Genomic DNA, 18,466 nt, shown 5'->3' with positions numbered 1-18,466 from the left:
GTTAAGGTTGCATCCTCCCGAACTGTATTGCCCCCTGTGTGAGTAAATTCTATGACGTGTGCTGACAAAACCATTTCCTCCTCCCGACCAATTTGGGTCGTTTTGTTGTCAGGGTGTCTGGTGCTTTGTTTGGCTTTTGGTGTCAGGTCCAGTTATGGCCTGTTTGTCAAACCCATTACAGATGAACTGAACTGGGGGCGAGAAGTTCTTGCCTTTTCGCTTGCCATTCAGAATTTGCTTTGGGGCGCTGCTCAACCTTTTGCTGGAATGATTGCGGATCGCTACGGTGCCGGGCGCGTTCTGGCATTGAGTGTGCTGGTCTATGCTGGTGGCATTATTCTGGGGGTGATGGACTACTCGCCAATTGCATCCCATATGGGACCGGGCTTCTTTGTCGGTATTGGTTTGAGCGGCACAACTTTTGGTGTTGTTCTGGCTGTTATCGGGCGATCTGTTACGGAAGACAAGCGCTCTTTGGCGCTGGGTATTGCAACGGCGTCAGCTTCTTTGGGACAGTTTTTGATTATTCCTTTGGGAAGTAGCTTGTTGCAAAGTTTTGGTTGGCAAGATGCTCTGTTAATCCTTGCGGGACTTTTGATGCTGATTGTTCCCGCATCTTATTTTTTGCGGGGAGTTTCGTCGACATCGAACAATTCTGTTGAGCCTGATGCTGTGATGTTGCCTGAGGGGTCAATGTCTGAAGCTTTAAAGGAAGCTGCAGGGCATAGAGGTTACTGGTTGCTGATTGCCGGTTTCTTTGTCTGTGGCTTTCATTTAGCTTTTATTACTGTTCACTTTCCATCCTATGCCATTGATAAAGGCCTGGCTCCGGAAGTTGGTGCCTGGACATTGGCGCTGGTTGGATTGGCAAATATTTTCGGATCTTACACTGCGGGGGCGTTGGGCGGTACTTACCGAAAAAAATATCTGTTATCTGGGATCTATATTGCGCGCTCTGTCGCAATTCTCGCTTTCATTCTCATTCCCGCTTCGACGGTTTCCTTTCTTGTCTTTGGTTTTGCCATGGGGCTTTTGTGGTTGAGTACAGTGCCTTTGACATCAGGTCTGGTTGCCCAGATTTTTGGTCCGAAATATATGGGGACTTTGTTTGGCTTTGTTTTCTTTAGCCATCAGGTTGGCAGCTTCATCGGCGTATGGTTGGGGGGTGTGTTATACGATTCGACGCAATCCTATGATTTGGTGTGGTGGATTTCGATTTTCCTCGGTGTTTTTGCTGCCATCGTTCATTGGCCGATTACCGATGAACCTCTACGGCGACTTCCACAAGCGACCTAAAAGATTACGTCAATTAACTCGGGGTTTTTAAAGGTAAAACGACTGTTGGTTGAATTCTCGTTGGGGATAATTTTCTTTGCACTTGATTAAGGTTTCATCCTGTAGACTAGGTGATAATATGCCTGAGACCCAGATCGGATCCAGATTAGATATTGAGATCGAATATTGGCCGTTTCAGAAATATACAGGACGTAAAAGTGGAAGTGAAATTGCATATGCCAACCAACAATCTGAAGCCCAAGGTGCCATCCGAAGGCGGCCCTGAACTTGAGGATATTGTTGCAAAAGCAGAGCATGCACTTTCAGAGATGGAAGGTGATTATGAGGTTTTGGTCGGCGATGAGGTTACGCAGATAAGTGAATTTCTTCAGACCGCTAAAAACGATCCATCTGAAGGTGCGCACTGTATAAAAGAGATTCACACTATTGGCCATAATATCAAGGGGCAGGCAGCAACATTCAGTTATCCGCTTTTGTCATTGGCTGCAAAATCACTGTGTCATTTTATCCAGGAAAATGCGGCTGTGGCAGAGGAACGTCTGGACCTGATTGAAGCACATGTGAATACAATGCGGATTATTATTTCGCAAAAAACCAAAGGTGATGGCGGCAAAGAAGGCCAGGGATTGATTACGGCTCTGGAAGAAGCCGTTGGCAAAATTTTGGCGAAAGATTAAAGCTTACATTCTAAAACGAGGCTTATAATCGACATAGAAACTCTATACCGATAAAATTCTTTAAGCTGGTTTTGTATCGCCCATTGCGCAGATAATTTCCCATTCGCCATCATTGACGGACATAACCGAAAGTCGTGATTGTTTGATAAGGGCCATGTCTTGTAATTCAGGATGTGCTTTGATTTCTTCCAGGCTGACAGGTTTGATCATGGGATAAAGCGTTTTGACATCGACCATTCCAAAACGTCCAGATTTATCCGTATGATCGGGGTAATATTCTTTGCAAACCTCGACAATGCCGACGATCTTCTTTTCTTTGACGGAATGATAGAAAAAAACGCGATCACCTACCTTCATAGCCTTCATATTGTTCGATGCCTGGTAATTGCGAACACCGTCCCAATGCTCGACATCTTTGGCTACCTGGTCTTCCCAAGACCAACTACCGGGTTCTGTCTTCATCAACCAATATGCCACAGTAATCTCCTTTTAAGGCCTTGCTATAACGTGCTCATAAAGAGAGTAGCACTGCTTGCTAGGTAAACAAGCAGTGCTATTGAGATTCAGAACGGTACATTCATTTCGGCAAAAGTTTACCTTGGTCTGAACCTTATTTTGGTAGAGCCTGTTTCCAGGGAGTGATTGTTACCTGCTCGAAGAGGCCGGCTTTGTTGTAAGGATCGTTGAGGGCAAATTCTTGGGCGGCAGCGACATCATCAAATTCGAGAATAAGAAGGCTGCCCGTCATGCTTTCATGGTCGGTCCCCAGTGTTGGGCCTGCAACCACAATGTGATCCATGAACTGGCCAAGATATTCCAGGTGGGCCGGACGGTTTTCGGCGCGTACGTGGGTGTGATCTTTTTTATCGACACATGAAAAGATGAACTTCATTGAATGTTTCCTAATGTTTGAGGGTCAAAGTCTTGGCTCGTTTACACTTCTGCCTTTTGAGGGCGGGCGAGAAGCTGGGCGATTGTTTTGTCAATATCTGCATTGTTGTGCAATATACTGCACACGGCATCACAGATGGGCATATCGATAGAGAGATTCTGGGCAAGCTCTGTCACTGATTTGCTAGAGCTTAATCCCTCAGCGACCGTAATGCGGCCCTTGAGGTAATCCTGAATTTTGATTCCTTCGCCCAAGGCTTTGCCGAGGGCATAGTTCCTGGATTGTGTGGCCGTACAGGTGAGAGTGAGGTCCCCCATCCCCGACAGGCCCATAAGTGTTTCCCGTCGTCCGCCTTTAGCAAGACCCAGCTTTACAATTTCAGAAAGACCACGGGTGATCAGCGCGGCACGGGCATTGTCACCAAGTTTTTTACCCGCAACGATGCCACAGGCGATCGCGATTACATTTTTTACAGCCCCGCCAATTTCGGCCCCGATAGGATCAAGAGATTGGTAAATCCTAAAGGAGCGATTGTTTAATGTTTTTGACAAGGCTTTGCCTAGACTCTCGTCTGCACAGGCAAGAGTAACCGCAGTGGGCAATTTGTTGGCAACCTCAATAGCAAAGGTTGGGCCTGAGAGAACAGCAAGTGGATTTTCCGGGAGTATTTCGGTAATCATTTCTGTCATCATAAGCCCGCTTTTGATTTCGACGCCTTTGGTACAGAGAACAAGCGGTGTTTTCGAATTGATTTGATCTTTGCTGGCTTCCAAGACAGCACCTAAATGCTGAGAAGGAACGACGAGTAAGAGTATGTCACAATTTTGTAGGGCTGATGTTTCTGTTGTTGCAGTGATTTTAGGGCTAAGGCTTGCGCCTTTCAGGTAGAGCTTGTTTTCGTGATTCTTGTTGATATCAGAAACAACGTCCTTATTGCGCGACCATAGAATAACATCATTTCCAGCTTCTGCAGCAACGGCAGCAAGGGCTGTGCCCCAGGCACCAGACCCAAGAACACCAATAGTTTTTACGGGCTTGTCTGTCATGCTTCAGCGCCTGTAAGTTGATCGAGTGGCCAACGAGGGCGCGGAGCAAAATCCAACGAGTCTGTAAGGCCGAGGCGCAGGCGCTCCAATCCGGCCCAGGCAATCATAACACCGTTATCGGTACAGAGCTTCACGGGTGGAGCCAGCAGGCTGGTGTTATAGGTATCTGTGAGTTCTGTAAGGCGGGCGCGTAATGCCAAGTTCGCCGCAACACCGCCCGCGACGACCAATGGTCCCGGTTGTCCATAGGTATTCTGAAATACTTCCATGGCTTTTTTGCAGCGATCAACAAGAACATCGCCGACAGCCAACTGGAATGAGGCTGCGAGATCGGCTTTATCCTGTGCGCTCAGGTTTGCAATATCAGCTTCTTCGCTTCTTCCCTTGCTGGCACATTCAAGGATTTGTTTACGTATGGCTGTTTTCAAGCCTGAAAAAGAGAAATCACAGCCCGGTCGCCCTTTCATGGGACGTGGCAGGTCAAAACGTTTGGGATCACCATTTTTGGCAATCTGTTCGATCATTGGTCCGCCGGGATAAGGCAGTCCCATCATCTTGGCGGTTTTATCAAAAGCTTCACCCACGGCATCATCAATGGTGCCGCCCAATCGGCTATAACGTCCGACATCCTCAACGGCGAGAAGCTGGCAGTGCCCGCCGGATACAAGCAGGAGAAGATAGGGAAAATCGGCAGCGTCTTTTTCTGTCAGGCGCGCGGTTAAAGCATGTCCTTCAAGATGATTCACAGCAAGGAAAGGCAGCTTGCGTGCAGCGGCAATTGCCTTGGCTGTCATAACGCCCACAAAAACACCGCCGATCAGGCCAGGACCTGCGGTCGCTGCAACGCCGTCCAGTTGATCAAAGTCCAGATTAGCTTCTTCCAACGCAGATCTTATCAGGCGATCAAGATGGTTCATGTGGCTGCGCGCTGCAATTTCGGGAACAACACCACCATAGGGTTTGTGTTCTTCCAACTGGGTAAGAACTTTGTTGGCGAGAATGTTATGGTTACTATCAACGATGGCCGCTGCGGTTTCGTCGCAGCTGGTTTCGATACCTAGTACCTTCATGTTTTTTAATCCGGCCATGCTTTTCAAATTAGCAGAGTTATCTGAACTGAGTTATTAGAGAGACTGTATCTCATTTTTCAGCTTAGCTTCATATTTCAAAATCTTTTTGTAGAAAATACTATTCCCAACATTTCGGCAAGGTTTCACTGCTGAAATAACAGCGATTAGGCGTTTTATAAGTTAACAAGTTTCTATCTTTTGAGAACATATAACTAAAAGTTGTTTTTCTGTGAGGTGGAAAAGTCGCCAAGGTCGTCTTATTAATAATAAGTTACTGTTTGTGGCATTTGACAGGGTCATGCTCTTAGTTGGAGATTTTATGAAACAAATTGAAGCTTTTGTTGTTATTGGACTGTTACTTGGCGGATTATTTCTCGCCTCGCTGTCTCAAGCTGCGGGTCAGCAAGTAAAGGCAAGTCTAGAGATTGAAGAAATCGTTCTGGATTCAGGGCGCTATGTCATAGTCATGCCAGAAGCTGAAACTGAAATAAGAAACGAAGCTGAAAATAGCGCAGAGCCTTATCCAACATTATTTTATTATCACGGTTATGGGCAGAGTGCAGATCTTGTCCTGAAGAATAATGCTTTACAGGAGCTGGCTTCTTCAAGGGGTGTGATGCTGGTTATTCCTGATGGCCTCAATCGTAGTTGGTCCAATGTCGGGGCACCGAGCGAACGACGAGATGAAATCGCCTTTACCAAAGATATTCTTAAAGATGTTAAATCTCGGCATAAAATTGATAACACTCGCTTATGGGTTTCCGGTTTTTCCCAAGGTGGATCGATGGCCTGGGATGTTGCGTGTTATATGGGTGAAGAGTTTTCAGCCTTTTTTCCAATCGCAGGATCGTTTTGGCGGCCCCATCCTGTGTCCTGTGAAGCTCCGGTAAATATCCGACACATTCACGGACTGTCGGATCGTGTCGTTCCAATGACGGGGCGACCCATCGGGGCGCGGTGGCATCAAGGTGATGTGAAAACAGGCGTGCGTATCTGGCAAGAAACCAATCGATGTGATGCAAACTCTAAAAAAGTTTCTCTTGAAGATATGTCTTGTGAAATTTGGCGAGGATGTTCGACAGGCAAAGAGATGGAACTATGTCTCCACAAAGGTGGACACAACATTAAAATGAAATGGTTGGCTCAAGGCATGGATTGGGCTGAGAATTTAAAAAATGCAAGAGTGGGCAAAGAAAGCCTGTAAGCATTTTCTTACTTTTCCTGATTTAATTATATTTAGTGGTTAATACAGATTAAATCTGCGTCGGTTCGCCGCGCGATTTACAGGCACCATAAGAATTGTCGAAACGTGACTGAAAGAGTAAGGTGCGCTTGATTGAATTTTCTCTGGATGAATCTCTCCATCCGGACTTACAGGAATATATGGCAATAATTGATGACTGATAATCCGATTCTTCGTCTTGGTACCCGGGGAAGTCCCCTCGCTCTGGCACAAGCTTTTGAAGTTAAACGTCTGTTGCAAGAGACACATTCAGATCTAAGAGATGAAGAGTCTGTTGAGATTGTTGTGATCAAAACCACTGGTGATATGATTCAGGATCGGGCCTTGTCCGCGATTGGTGGCAAAGGGCTTTTTACCAAGGAAATTGAAGATGGTCTTCAGGATGGTAGCATTGATATAGCTGTACATTCTATGAAAGATGTTCCGACATGGTTACCTGATGGATTGGAAATCTCTACCGTTTTGGAACGGGAAGATCCTCGTGATGCGCTTTTCTCATCCAAAGCAAACTCGCTGGCAGAGCTTCCCAAAGGGGCTGTTGTTGGTTCTGCGTCGTTGCGCAGGCAAGCCCAGATCAAGGCAAAACGCCCGGACCTTGAAGTTATTACTTTTCGCGGATCGGTCCAGACCAGACTGCGTAAACTGGAAGAGGGACAGGTTGATGCGACCCTGCTTGCTGTTGCGGGTTTGAACAGACTGAAACAATCCGATTTGATTACGGCTGCTCTATCAATCGAAGAGATGTTACCAGCTCCTGCACAAGGGGCTGTGGGACTGGAAGTCCGAACCGGTGATGATCGTATCCGTAGATATGTTGATGCTATTCACCATGAACCGACGATGCAGCGCATCACTGCAGAACGCGCTTGTCTTGCGGAACTGGATGGATCTTGTCGAACACCAATCGCTGCACTTGCAGAAATAGAAGGCGATGAGCTTTATCTCCGGACAATGCTGGCGGCAACAGATGGTAGTGAAATCTTCACAACAGAGCGGCGTGGTCCTATATCGTCAGCTGAAGAAATGGGGCGGTCTGCAGGCCGGGAACTGAAAGAACAGGCCGGCGAAGAATTTTTCAAAACCCTTGAAGAGCAGCAATCCTGATTTAATCATAGAGGTCATTAATGATCACTCACCTTGTCACGCGTCCACAAGCGGATCAGGAGCCTTTTGCTTCAGAGCTTCGCCAATTGGGGCGCGAGGTGTTTTTTGATGCGGTTTTTGATATCGTGTATGGGGATTCGATCAAACTTGACCTCTCTGACGTGCAGGCCGTTCTTTTTACCTCTGCAAATGGTGTACGTGCTTATCAGTTAAATAGTAAAGACTATTCCTTGCCGGCTTTTTGTGTGGGGGAAAGCTCTGCTGAAGCCGCGCGCAAATGCGGATTCGAAACCGCCTATTCCGCAAATGGTGATGTGAGTGATTTAGCTAAGCTTGTACAGGTAAAACTAAAGCCAGAAACAGGAGTTTTGTTGCATCCTGCAGCTTCGAAAATAGCAGGAGATTTACACGTAAATCTCTGTCAGGCGGGCTATTCTTATCGTCGTGAAGTTTTGTATGAGGCGATGTCGTCCAAAACACTGCTTCGACAAACAGAAAACTTGTTAAAAGAAAATAAAATCAATGAAATAAGCTTTTTTTCACCGCGTTCTTCTAAAGTATTTTTAGCACTATTATCTCAAGAGGATTTATTAGCCAGTCTAGAAGGTTTGACCATCTATTGTTTAAGCCAGGCGGTTGCGGATTGCTTTGATCAAATACCTGTGTGCAAGCTTTTGGTTCCTGCGAAGCCGAACAGGGCTGATATGATAAAGTTAATTGCATCAAACAAATAAGTGTACGTACGTACTGGATTTTACCTTAACTCTGGCGCATAGTTTCCTTAATGACGTGTTTTGATCGTATGGATTGAACACAATCTGGATGACAGAGGATACTATGGCCAGCAAACAGGGCGACAAATCAAACAAATCAACAACAGGTTCTTCTGTAAAAGACGACAACAAATCGCTTGATAAGAAAGCGGTTAGCGAAAGTCCAACGCAGGAAATTATCAATGCTTTTGGTGGTTTGAGGCCTCTGGCCAGTAAACTGGGCATTGCTGTTAGCACCGTGCAGGGGTGGAAAGAGCGTGATTCCATTCCCTCTGCCCGCCATGAAGATATTCTTCAGGCCGCAGCTAAATCGAAGATTACACTTAATGTGGCAAGGGTTCGTGAAAGTGATCTTTTGCAGTCAGATGAACCTGATCTGGATACTTCAGGTATAGCGGATGAAAAATCCGAGATAAAATCTACCCTTAAAGCCACGAGTTCAATACCTGCATCGGGATCAAAAGCGGCTGCAGCAAAGAAAAATGGTGATACGCTTAAAAGCAACGATACAAATCCTCGTCAATTCAATGATGATAACGAGCGGTTAAACACGGACACTGTTACCGTTGTTAAAAAGGGTGGAACCCTGAACAGTTTCTTTTATGGTGTGGGGTTTTGTGCGCTGTCGATGGCTGCAGCTGTTTTCTTCCGCAGTGAATGGTTACCTCTTGTTGAGAAGATCCCCACATTTGGGGTTGAGAGTAATACGCCGAGCGTCAGTTCTTTAGAAGATCGAATTGCGGGATTAGAACGAGACGTTTTGAATTCGCAAAGCAAAGGTGTTGATGAAAATCGCTTTCTGTCGCTTTCAGAAACAGTGCGTACACTTAAACTGGAACAGTCTGAACTTGAAAGACAATTAAACGGTCTGACGAGCGGCGGTGTGGTTGTAACGTCAAGTGATGCGGATAAGAACGTTGTAGATGCCCTGAGGACCGAGTTAGAGCAAACGCGTCAACGCATCAATGTTATTGAGAGCTCAGGGCTTGCTTCTTCATCTGTTGGCGACAGTCTCAACGCGGCCTCTGTTCAGCAACTGGCATCTATCCGCACGCAAATAAACGCGCTTGTATCCGAAGTAGAAGGCCTGAAGATCAACGCACCGGTTTCTTCCCCAGCATTGCTTTCTGGTCCAGCAACTGGTGATGTTTATCTTGCTCTTGGTGTTTTACAGCTTCGTGATGCGTTGCGTGGATCTGGCCCTTTTGTGAAAGAGCTTGATCTTGTCCGTGCCGTTGCACCAAAAAACAGTACTGTTGGTGAAATGGTGTCTCCGCTGTCTTCTTTCGCAGCTGTTGGATTGCCTAGTTTGACTGATTTACGGGCGCGCTTTCCTGCTGCGGCGCGCGATGCGCTTACGGCTGATAAAATTGCCGGTGGGCAGAGCTGGGTCGATAAAGCGATCGGTCGGGTTACGGATGTGGTTTCAATACGTCCAATTGATGTTCTGGATGGACAGGGAACATCCAGTGTCTTGGCTCGGGCAGAAAACTATCTGAAAGACGGTGATTTATCGGGTGCTTTGCAGGAGCTTGAAAATCTTACCTCGGCTGCAAGTTCGGGAATGCAAGATTGGCTTGAACTGGCCAATCAGCGCGAGGAAGGTGAACAAATCAGTCAAAAATTGGCTTTGCTTCTAATTGGTGTCACGGCACAAGGTAGCGGTGCCGGAGGTATTGAATAATGAAACGGACACTGATTTATTTTCTTAAACTGGCGATTGTTCTAACAATTGTTATATGGATTGCGAACCGTCCGGGTCTGGTTTCTGTTGACTGGATTGGGTATCGTCTGGAAACAACGGTTGGGGTTCTCTTTCTTGCTGCCGTGGCCTTGGCAATATCTGCTGCGTTCTTGTACCGGTTTTGGCGTAGCCTCATCAACGCGCCAGCACTTTTCGGCCAAGCCCGTCAAGATAATCGCAAAAAACGCGGATACAAAGCCTTGACCCATGGTATGGTTGCTGTGGCTGCTGGTGAAGCGCAGACGGCCCTTGCGATGGCCCGTAAAGCGGAAAATTTACTGTCTGATGAACCACCGTTGACCATGCTTTTATCTGCTCAGGCGGCACAGTTGCAGGGAAATGAAGAGGCCGCGACCAATTATTTCAATGCCATGTTGGAAGACAAGGAAACTCGTTTCCTTGGACTGCGCGGACTTTTAATGCAAGCACAACGTCGCGGTGATTTTACCGAAGCGCTGGAACTTGCAAAGCAGGCACATACCCTAAGTCCCAAAACACCTTGGGTTCAGGAAAGTCTGTTTGAACTTTCGGAAGCAACAGGACAGTTTGCAATTGCAGATCAGGCTTTGAAAGAAGGGGCTAAGACAAAAAATCTTACTCCTGCTGAAGCTGCACGAAAACGAGCTGTTGTTAAATTGCAGCAAGCTTTGAAAGCAAATGATCAGGGTGAAGTTCAAGCCTCACTCGCTTTTGCCAAAGAGGCGCACAAATTGGCGCCTGATTTGGTACCTGCGGTGGCTTTTCTTGCCGAAGCTTATCATCGCGCTGGGCGTATTAAAGATGCTGAGAAAACCTTAAAAAAGACATGGACTAAACAGCCTCACCGTGATCTTGCGCGGGTGTTTTTAACACTTTGGCCTTCTGAAAGTAATGTCGAACGGGCCAAGCGTTTGGGACAGATGGTCGCGCAGAATAAAGATCACTATGAAAGCCATATTGCCCTGGCGGAAGCTAATTTATCAGCAAAACTATGGGGTGAAGCTCGACGTCATTTGAAACAGGCATCCGAGCAAGGTGGCCCAAGCCGTCTGGTGTGTCGTTTGATGGGACGGCTAGAGCAAGAAGAGCATGGTAACAGTCGTGCTGCGGCTGAATGGTTTGAAAAATCGGAAACCGCGCTTATCGCTCATAATTGGGTTTGTGAGTCCTGTGGTGCAATTGCCGAAAACTGGCAAGCTCATTGTGGTGATTGTGGCTCATTTGATTCGCTGACCTGGAAACGTCCGACAATTCTGACGGAAGAAAAGGTCATTGGACCAAAAGGAACTGAGCCAAAGGGCATTGAAATGGCAACCGGCGCATCGCTTGTGCTAGAGAATACGGACAGTAATGAAATTGTGATTGCTAAACCAACAGAGATTGAAGGGGCAGCAAGAGAAACAGGCGCTTGATTTTATCATGAGGAAATCAAACGCCTCCGGCAGATTTGCTTCTGATCGACCAGAATATAAGGTCGGTTAGAACTGGTAGTATGTTCTTCCTCGAATACAGCTATTCGTAATTCTGTTTAATTCGCAGGCATATTTATTGTAAGAAAAGAGGTGTTTGTTTTGAAAAAGGACTCTTTTTTATCAATGCTAATTCTTGGCTGCGTGATTTTTGCCGTGATTTCAAAAGTCGGTGCACAGATAAGTCATGTTAGTCTTTTCGACGACAAATTAGAGAGCTCCATTAGCAATAAACGCGTACTTATGGTTAAGAACGGAGAGAAAATTTCGAAATTCAGAATTGTGGATCTCGAGAAATTACCTCTCTATGAAGTTTTTCTTCCACCAGTCTGGGAAAATGAGGCTGGTAAATATCAGGGAGTACTTTTATCTGATATTTTAAAAGCCTCAGAGATGGCCGATGTGGATAAGGTCAAGTTGGTTGCTTTAGGTGGATATGCCATTGATTTGGCTCTGTCCATGTGGCCTGCAAATTGTTTGTTTGTGGCAACCCGGCATCAGATGCATGAAATCAGAGTTAAGATGAAGGGGCCGATCCGTCTGCTTTTGCCTTGTATGATCAAGGAAGAGGATGGCGAGACGAATTATACGGAAATGTCGACAGCAAGTTGGATCTGGAATCTAAAAGAGATTCACGTGCTTGACTAATATCAAGTCAAAAAGATTTTGAATAATTTTCCTCACTGTTTTGATAAGCTTTCGAACTGATATTCTTTTGTAGAATAGATCGGCATATTATAAGGCATTGTTTTCCTTTGTTATTAGGGGAGATAATCTTAAGTCCTTAAAATATATAAAAATTTACACAAAATTAGCCTAATAAATTCTTGTTGCACGGATGTTATCATTTGGCCTAAGCAGGGGATATCACAGTGATTGTGTGCGGCTAAATCAAGATAGCTTGGCATGCAATTCTTTTGCGTTGAGCCACAACTTTTCCCTTAAAAGATTGCTGGTTTGCGTGTCGAGGATCATCTTCCCCCGAAGGTGATCCTCATTCATTTAAAATTTTTATATTCAAATTGATATTATAAATTATTTTTATGAATATTTTTTTGATACCAATAGGGTGAAAATTAATTCCCTTACTATTGGAGTCAGCAATGGAACGCACACTGCGCATCCGTAACGGAGAAAAAGTACAAGGCACATTTTCCAGAGCAGAAATGGAACGCCGTATTGGCAAGCTACGTCGCCATATGGCTGATAATGATATTGATGCCGTGGTTTTGACCTCGTATCATAACATCAATTATTTCAATGATTTTGTGTACTGTGCTTTTGGTCGCCCTTATGGCCTAATTGTTACCCAGGACAAACATATCTCTGTAACTGCCAATATCGATGGTGCTCAGCCTTGGAGGCGCAGTTTTGATGACAATGTCATCTATACGGATTGGCAAAAAGATAATTATTTCTTTGCAATCAAAGATGAATTATCCGGACAAAATCTGGGGCGTGTCGGTCTGGAATTCGATCACATTAACATTGATAACAAAAACAAGATGGCTGTGGCCCTCGGAAGTCCGGAATTTGTAGATATCGGATCGCCGACCATGCGGATGCGGATGCTGAAATCTGCGGAAGAAATTGAAATTATCAAACATGGTGCAGCAACGGCTGATATTGGTGGTGCAGCTTGTGCGGAAGCCATTGCTGTTGGTGTTCCTGAGCACGAAGTTGCGCTTCATTCGACTCAGGCAATGATTCGCCATATCGCTAAGACCTTCCCTGATGCTGAACTTATGGATACCTGGACCTGGTTTCAGTCCGGGATCAATACAGACGGTGCACATAACCCTGTGACAAGCCGTAAGATTGAATCTGGTGATATCCTGAGCTTGAACTGTTTCCCGATGATTGCTGGATACTACACTGCTCTAGAGAGAACGCTTTTTGCCGAGTATGCATCTGATGCGCACATGAAATACTGGAAGGCAAATGTCGAAGTTCACGAAGCTGGCCTCGAATTGATCAAACCCGGTGTACGTTGCTGTGATATTGCGCTCGAGCTTAATGAAATCTTCAAAAAGCACGATATGCTTCAGTATCGGACTTTTGGATATGGTCACTCGTTTGGAACGCTGAGCCATTACTATGGTCGTGAAGCTGGTTTGGAACTGCGTGAAGATGTCGAAACAGTTCTGGAACCGGGTATGGTTGTTTCTATGGAGCCAATGATCATGGTTGAAGAAGGTAATCCGGGTGCAGGCGGTTACCGCGAACATGATATTCTGGTCGTCGGCGAAGATGGCGCTGAAAATATAACCAAATTCCCGTATGGCCCGGAACATAACATTATCAGAAAATAAAGATCTTCCCCTGATTGAAACACTCCATTTTGGAGGTTTTGATATCTCAAACTTTAAGCCCGGCATATTTGTGCCGGGTTTTCTTTTGCATAGATATTTTAATAATCGATGTCACATTAAGAGCTCTTTAAGCGTCATATTCCTGAAAGCAACATCAAAAAGAACAAAGGAAATATGACGATGGCAACTTCTTCTGTATCTCTGACATCTGAAAAACCTGTTATACATGAAAAAAATGACCCCAAGCTGATCGGGTATTTAGGTCAGGTTCATGTGATGATGGCTGAACGTGGTTTAGAGCATTCTCTTTCTGCACTTATTGAGTTACGGGCGTCTCAAATAAATCAATGCGCCTATTGTGTAGACATGCATACATCTGACGCTCGGAAAGCCGGAGTTAGCCAGGACAAGCTGGATAAAGTGATTGTCTGGCGCCATGTGGACGTATTTTCAGTAGCCGAAAGGGTTGCGTTGGCTTGGACCGAAGCGTTGACAATATTTGATCCGAAAACAAATTATGCGAAACTTCGTTCTGATTTGCGACAACATTTTTCTGACAAGGAAATTACATTAATTACGACAGATATCGGGATGATTAATCTGTGGAACCGTATACAGATATCCAAGCATTGATATGAGAATGTCCATATGACGCTTGAAAACAAAACAGATATATTTGAGCAATCACGACCCCGGCTTACGGGGCTCGCGTATCGCTTGTTAGGTTCCGTCAGTGATGCACAGGATATTGTGCAAGATACCTATCTGAAATGGGTTTCTTATTCTGGCCCGGAAATAGAGAATTCTGCCGGTTGGTTGTCTCGTGTTTGTACAAACCGTTGTTTGGACCAACTGAAGTCTGCCAATCGCCAAAAACTAGATTACATTGGGTCGTGGATACCAGATCAAATTCAAACGGAATTTGAAGCCAGCGCAGAAGAACAGTTGGAAATTGCCTCGTCTTTGACAACAGCCTTTCTTCTCTTGCTTGAAAGGCTGACACCCAAGGAGCGGGCTGCATATCTGTTACACGACGTGTTTTCGGTGTCATTTGACGAGGTTGCACGCATTCTGGATATGCAATCGGCGAATTGTCGGAAGTTGGCTGCACGCGCCCGTGAGTATGTAGCGAAAAACAATGTGCGGCATGTTCCGGAAAAACAGCATCAGGAAAAACTGTTAAAAGCTTTTCAAGGAGCGATCAAAACCGGGGATGTTGAGATTCTAGGAACGATGTTACGGGCAGATAGCGACTTACGCGCGGATAGTGGTGGCAAGGTGCAGGCTGTTCGGGATGTAATTGTTGGCGATGATGCGATCTGTCGATTTGTTCAAGATATTTTATCTCATGCATGGAGTGAAATGACGATTAGGACTCAAGTGCTGAATGGTACTTTGGCATTGTTAATCGTGGATGAAGGTAATGTTCACGCTGCCCTATCATTTGGGTATGACGCAAAAGACAAGATAAGCCAGATATACATTATGCGACATCCAGAGAAGCTACAGCAGATGACTTCGGCCAGAGGAGTCTTGTCAACATCAGGCGCTATATCCTGGGGATGATATCCCGGTTCTCGATATTGTTCTTGGGTATGAAAAACGCCCGTACTGTTAACAGGCTTTGTCCCTTTCATGAAATATTGATAAGCTTTGTCTTACCTGTAAAACGAGTTCAGGATCTTAATTTTTGCGAGTTTGATCGAGAGAGTCTGATAATGTGTTTTTCACACCATGATTAATATTCCCACAGATCTTCTGCGTACCTTTTCGACTGTGAATGATTTGGGAAGTATAACCCGTGCTGCAGAGACATTGGGGCGCTCTCAACCTGCGATTAGTCTTCAGCTGCAACGGTTGGAAGATCTGTTGCAAATATCACTTTTTAATCGGAGCGGGCGAAAGATTACACTCACTGAAGAGGGGGAAATTTTGCGTGGGTATGCCAAGCAAATTCTCGCGCAAAATGATGAGGTCATTTCCAGATTGAAAACACCGAAAGTCGGGGGCGTGGTTCGGGTTGGGTTGCCAAATGATTTTGCGGTTTCTTTGCTGCCGACAATTCTTGGTGGATTTACCAGTGCTCACGACGGGATCACGTTGGAAGTCGATTGTGGGATCAGCCGTGACCTCATTCAAGCCGTGGATAAGAATGATTATGACGTTGTTATTGCGCTTTGTTCGGATACACCGTCACCATCCCTGGCAAAAACGTGGTCTGATCGCCTGGCATGGGTTGGGAATGGTGATACTGCCTTGTTAACTCAAGATACTTTGCCTTTAATTGTTTACCCGCAAGGGTGCATCTATCGGCAACGATCAGTTGATGCCTTGAACAGAGCGGGGAAAAAATGGCGTATATCCTATTCCAGCCCCAGCCAATCTGGCATTGAAGCAGCGGTAAAGGCTGGTTTGGGATTGACGGTCTTGTCCGAAAAAACGGTGCCCGACAGTCTGGAAGTTGTGCCAATGGAAAGCGGCTATCCGGGGTTGGCAGATGTGGAAGTTGGCCTGTTTTATCGTCAGGGAGATTTAACCGAGGCTGGATTACGGTTAGTCAACTATATCACGGCATCAATGGATGAAATTCATCAGGAATAAGAAGCCAGGCGTTGATTAAATTTGCTCGTCTTTTACATGCCGCATCTCTCGTACTGTGTTTCTAATTATTATACTCCCCAAATGCGCATTTATATCCCATCCCTTGACGGTCGGTGTGCGGTGCAGCATAAATGATCGCTAGTCAAAATCGACAAATAAAAAAATTCAGGGAGCGACAGGCGATATGACTTCTGTGACCAAACCTCAATGGGTACCAAGCGAAGATCGTGTGCAAAATGCGATCGTCACTGATTTTATGACCTGGCTGGATCAACAGGACAGAGCAAAGGTGAATGATTTTGCTGGTCTGCATCAATGGTCTGTATCGCATATCGCTGATTTTTGGTCCGCAGCGTGGGATTATTTTGATCTCCCCGGGGAAAAAGGCAGGCATATCTACACGCGCAATGATCAGGATATCAAGGCGAGCGCGTGGTTCTCGCAATCGAAAATTAACTTTGCAGAGAACCTGTTACGGTATCGTGGCGATCAGGAAGCCCTTGTTTTCTGGGGAGAAAAAGGACGGCAGAGATCACTGAGCCGGGATGAGGTGTACAATGAAGTTTCCCGCCTTGCACAAGCGTTGAAAGCGCAGGGTGTGGAGCCGGGCGATCGTGTTGCTGGACTAATGCCGAATATGCCCGAAGCCATCGTTGCCATGCTTGCGACGACTGCTATCGGTGGTGTTTGGTCCTCGGCCTCACCGGATTTTGGTGCTCAAGGGATTTTAGATCGCTTTGGTCAGATTGCTCCGAAAGTTTTGATTGCGCCCGATAGTTATGATTATAACCTAAAAAATCACGACGTTCTTGGCAAAGTGACCGATGTGGTGAAAGAAATCCCTGCGCTTGAAAAGGTCGTTGTGATTTCCTGGTCGGGCGAGAATCTGGATTTATCGGGATTGGACAATGCCGTGGATATGCGGGATTTTGTCAATCCTTTCGAGCCAGCTGAAATAGCCTTTTCCAGACAGGGTTTTGATCATCCCCTGTATATTATGTTCTCTTCCGGAACCACAGGGGCGCCCAAGTGTATTGTTCACCGTGCAGGTGGCGCGCTAATGAAACAGTTGGTTGAGCACAAGTTCCACGGTGATTTGAAAGAAAATGATCGCCTGTTTTACTTTACCACCTGCGGGTGGATGATGTGGAACTGGTTCGCTGCTGGGTTGGGCTGTGGCGCAACCCTGATTTGTTATGATGGATCGCCATTTGCGGGTAGTCCGACAATTCTTTTCGATTTGGCAGAGCAGGAAAAAATCACCCATTTTGGGACGTCGCCAAAGTATTTGGATACCTTGAAAAAAGCAGGCGAAAGCCCGATTGATAAATATAAGTTACCAGCACTTCGGGCGATCTTTTCAACTGGTTCTCCTCTGTTACCCGAAGGCTTTGATTTCGTTTATGAACATGTGAAAAAGGATGTCCAGTTGGCATCCATTGCTGGCGGAACAGATATTTTGGGCTGTTTCATGCTCGGAAATCCTATCGGAGCTGTCTATCGCGGCGAAATACAAACACCTGCACTGGGTTGCGCTGTTTCAGCCTTTAGTGATGAGGGCAAGCCTGTGTCTGATGCCAAGTCGGATGACGGGTCTAACGAACGTGGCGAGTTGGTCTGTACTGAACCCTTCCCATCCATGCCACTCTGTTTTTGGGGCGATGAAGACGGATCCCGTTATAACAAAGCTTATTTTGAGCGCTTTGATAATATCTGGACCCATGGTGATTTTCTGGAAATCACAGAAAATGGCGGCCTGATTATCCATGGCCGTTCTGATGCGACACTCAATCCTGGTGGCGTTCGTATCGGTACGGCTGAGATCTATCGTCAGGTCGAAACACTGGAAGAAATCCGTGAGGCGATTGTCGTTGGTCAAAACTGGGACGGCGATGTGCGCGTGGTTCTTTGCGTTATTTTGCAGGATGGAGTAAAAAGTCTTGATAAAGAGCTGATCAAGAAGATAAAAACTAGAATCAGGACTGGCTGTACACCGCGTCATGTTCCGGCAAAGGTTGTTGCGGTTTCAGATATCCCGCGAACTCGATCGGGTAAAATCACTGAGCTTGCCGTACGCGATATTATCAATGGGCGCGAAGTGGGTAACAAAGAAGCGCTGGCTAACCCCGAAGCTTTGGATCTCTACCGAAATATTTCGACATTACAGGAAGATTAGAGGGATTCTCGCCAAGTTTGTATTTTAAGTACAGCCTTGGTGAAGAGTATTATATGTCGTCTGAATTGTTATCTAAGAGAGATC

The 18,466-nt window shown here is 45.9% G+C and carries 17 protein-coding genes; 13 read left to right on the top strand and 4 right to left on the bottom strand.

What is annotated here, in order from left to right:
• Positions 1–51: 51 nt before the first annotated feature.
• Together WH96_RS09710 and WH96_RS09705 are read left to right on the top strand one after the other, a co-directional pair.
• Positions 52–1,296 (top strand): MFS transporter, encoded by a 1,245-nt coding sequence (locus WH96_RS09710; protein ID WP_047763964.1) that lies wholly within the window; start codon positions 52–54, stop codon positions 1,294–1,296.
• A gap of 197 nt (positions 1,297–1,493) precedes the next feature.
• The gene (locus WH96_RS09705) at positions 1,494–1,973 is read left to right on the top strand and encodes a hypothetical protein (RefSeq protein WP_156176771.1); all 480 of its coding nucleotides are present in this window, start codon (positions 1,494–1,496) and stop codon (positions 1,971–1,973) included.
• 60 nt (positions 1,974–2,033) lie between these two features.
• Here the strand turns inward: WH96_RS09705 and WH96_RS09700 are convergent, their stop codons facing one another.
• The 4 genes from WH96_RS09700 to tsaD all read right to left on the bottom strand — a co-directional run bounded on the left by WH96_RS09700 (position 2,034) and on the right by tsaD (position 4,981).
• A complete protein-coding gene (locus WH96_RS09700; RefSeq protein ID WP_047763962.1) occupies positions 2,034–2,450 on the bottom strand; it encodes an EVE domain-containing protein in 417 nt (138 codons plus the stop codon).
• Positions 2,451–2,583: 133 nt separating this feature from the next.
• Positions 2,584–2,865 (bottom strand): YciI family protein, encoded by a 282-nt coding sequence (locus WH96_RS09695; RefSeq protein WP_047763961.1) that lies wholly within the window; start codon positions 2,863–2,865, stop codon positions 2,584–2,586.
• Positions 2,866–2,906: 41 nt separating this feature from the next.
• Positions 2,907–3,911, bottom strand: a complete 1,005-nt coding sequence (locus WH96_RS09690) for an NAD(P)H-dependent glycerol-3-phosphate dehydrogenase (RefSeq protein ID WP_047763960.1) — start codon at positions 3,909–3,911, stop codon at positions 2,907–2,909.
• A complete protein-coding gene (gene tsaD, locus WH96_RS09685; protein WP_047764244.1) occupies positions 3,908–4,981 on the bottom strand; it encodes a tRNA (adenosine(37)-N6)-threonylcarbamoyltransferase complex transferase subunit TsaD in 1,074 nt (357 codons plus the stop codon). The genes WH96_RS09690 and tsaD overlap by 4 nt, the downstream gene beginning before the upstream one ends.
• A gap of 319 nt (positions 4,982–5,300) precedes the next feature.
• Here tsaD and WH96_RS21315 point away from each other — a divergent pair, with 319 nt between their 5' ends.
• The 11 genes from WH96_RS21315 to WH96_RS09630 all read left to right on the top strand — a co-directional run bounded on the left by WH96_RS21315 (position 5,301) and on the right by WH96_RS09630 (position 18,382).
• On the top strand, positions 5,301–6,185 hold the full coding sequence (locus tag WH96_RS21315) for an alpha/beta hydrolase family esterase (protein ID WP_053005812.1): 885 nt from the start codon (positions 5,301–5,303) through the stop codon (positions 6,183–6,185).
• Between the two features lie 192 nt (positions 6,186–6,377).
• Positions 6,378–7,328 carry a hydroxymethylbilane synthase gene (hemC, locus tag WH96_RS09675; protein WP_047763959.1) on the top strand — a complete coding sequence of 317 codons (951 nt, stop codon included), beginning with the start codon at positions 6,378–6,380 and terminating at the stop codon, positions 7,326–7,328.
• A gap of 20 nt (positions 7,329–7,348) precedes the next feature.
• Entirely contained in the window at positions 7,349–8,062 is a 714-nt protein-coding gene (locus tag WH96_RS09670; RefSeq protein ID WP_053005811.1) for a uroporphyrinogen-III synthase, read from the top strand.
• A 103-nt stretch (positions 8,063–8,165) separates the two neighbouring features.
• Positions 8,166–9,785 carry a COG4223 family protein gene (locus tag WH96_RS09665; protein WP_047763958.1) on the top strand — a complete coding sequence of 540 codons (1,620 nt, stop codon included), beginning with the start codon at positions 8,166–8,168 and terminating at the stop codon, positions 9,783–9,785.
• Positions 9,785–11,236 (top strand): heme biosynthesis protein HemY, encoded by a 1,452-nt coding sequence (locus tag WH96_RS09660; protein WP_053005810.1) that lies wholly within the window; start codon positions 9,785–9,787, stop codon positions 11,234–11,236. The genes WH96_RS09665 and WH96_RS09660 overlap by 1 nt, the downstream gene beginning before the upstream one ends.
• 159 nt (positions 11,237–11,395) lie before the next feature.
• Complete coding sequence (locus tag WH96_RS09655) at positions 11,396–11,941, top strand: hypothetical protein (protein ID WP_156176769.1); 546 nt, start codon at positions 11,396–11,398, stop codon at positions 11,939–11,941.
• Between the two features lie 455 nt (positions 11,942–12,396).
• Entirely contained in the window at positions 12,397–13,605 is a 1,209-nt protein-coding gene (locus WH96_RS09650; protein ID WP_047763956.1) for a M24 family metallopeptidase, read from the top strand.
• Positions 13,606–13,785: 180 nt separating this feature from the next.
• A complete protein-coding gene (locus tag WH96_RS09645) occupies positions 13,786–14,238 on the top strand; it encodes a carboxymuconolactone decarboxylase family protein (RefSeq protein ID WP_156176768.1) in 453 nt (150 codons plus the stop codon).
• Between the two features lie 15 nt (positions 14,239–14,253).
• On the top strand, positions 14,254–15,171 hold the full coding sequence (gene sigJ, locus WH96_RS09640) for an RNA polymerase sigma factor SigJ (RefSeq protein ID WP_047763955.1): 918 nt from the start codon (positions 14,254–14,256) through the stop codon (positions 15,169–15,171).
• 168 nt (positions 15,172–15,339) lie between these two features.
• Positions 15,340–16,206 (top strand): LysR substrate-binding domain-containing protein, encoded by an 867-nt coding sequence (locus WH96_RS09635; RefSeq protein ID WP_047763954.1) that lies wholly within the window; start codon positions 15,340–15,342, stop codon positions 16,204–16,206.
• Between the two features lie 184 nt (positions 16,207–16,390).
• The gene (locus WH96_RS09630; protein WP_047763953.1) at positions 16,391–18,382 is read left to right on the top strand and encodes an acetoacetate--CoA ligase; all 1,992 of its coding nucleotides are present in this window, start codon (positions 16,391–16,393) and stop codon (positions 18,380–18,382) included.
• Positions 18,383–18,466 lie beyond the last annotated feature (84 nt).

It is taken from the genome of Kiloniella spongiae (genome assembly GCF_001026905.1).
GTDB lineage: Bacteria > Pseudomonadota > Alphaproteobacteria > Kiloniellales > Kiloniellaceae > Kiloniella > Kiloniella spongiae.
This window is presented reverse-complemented; position numbering and strand designations above follow the sequence as displayed.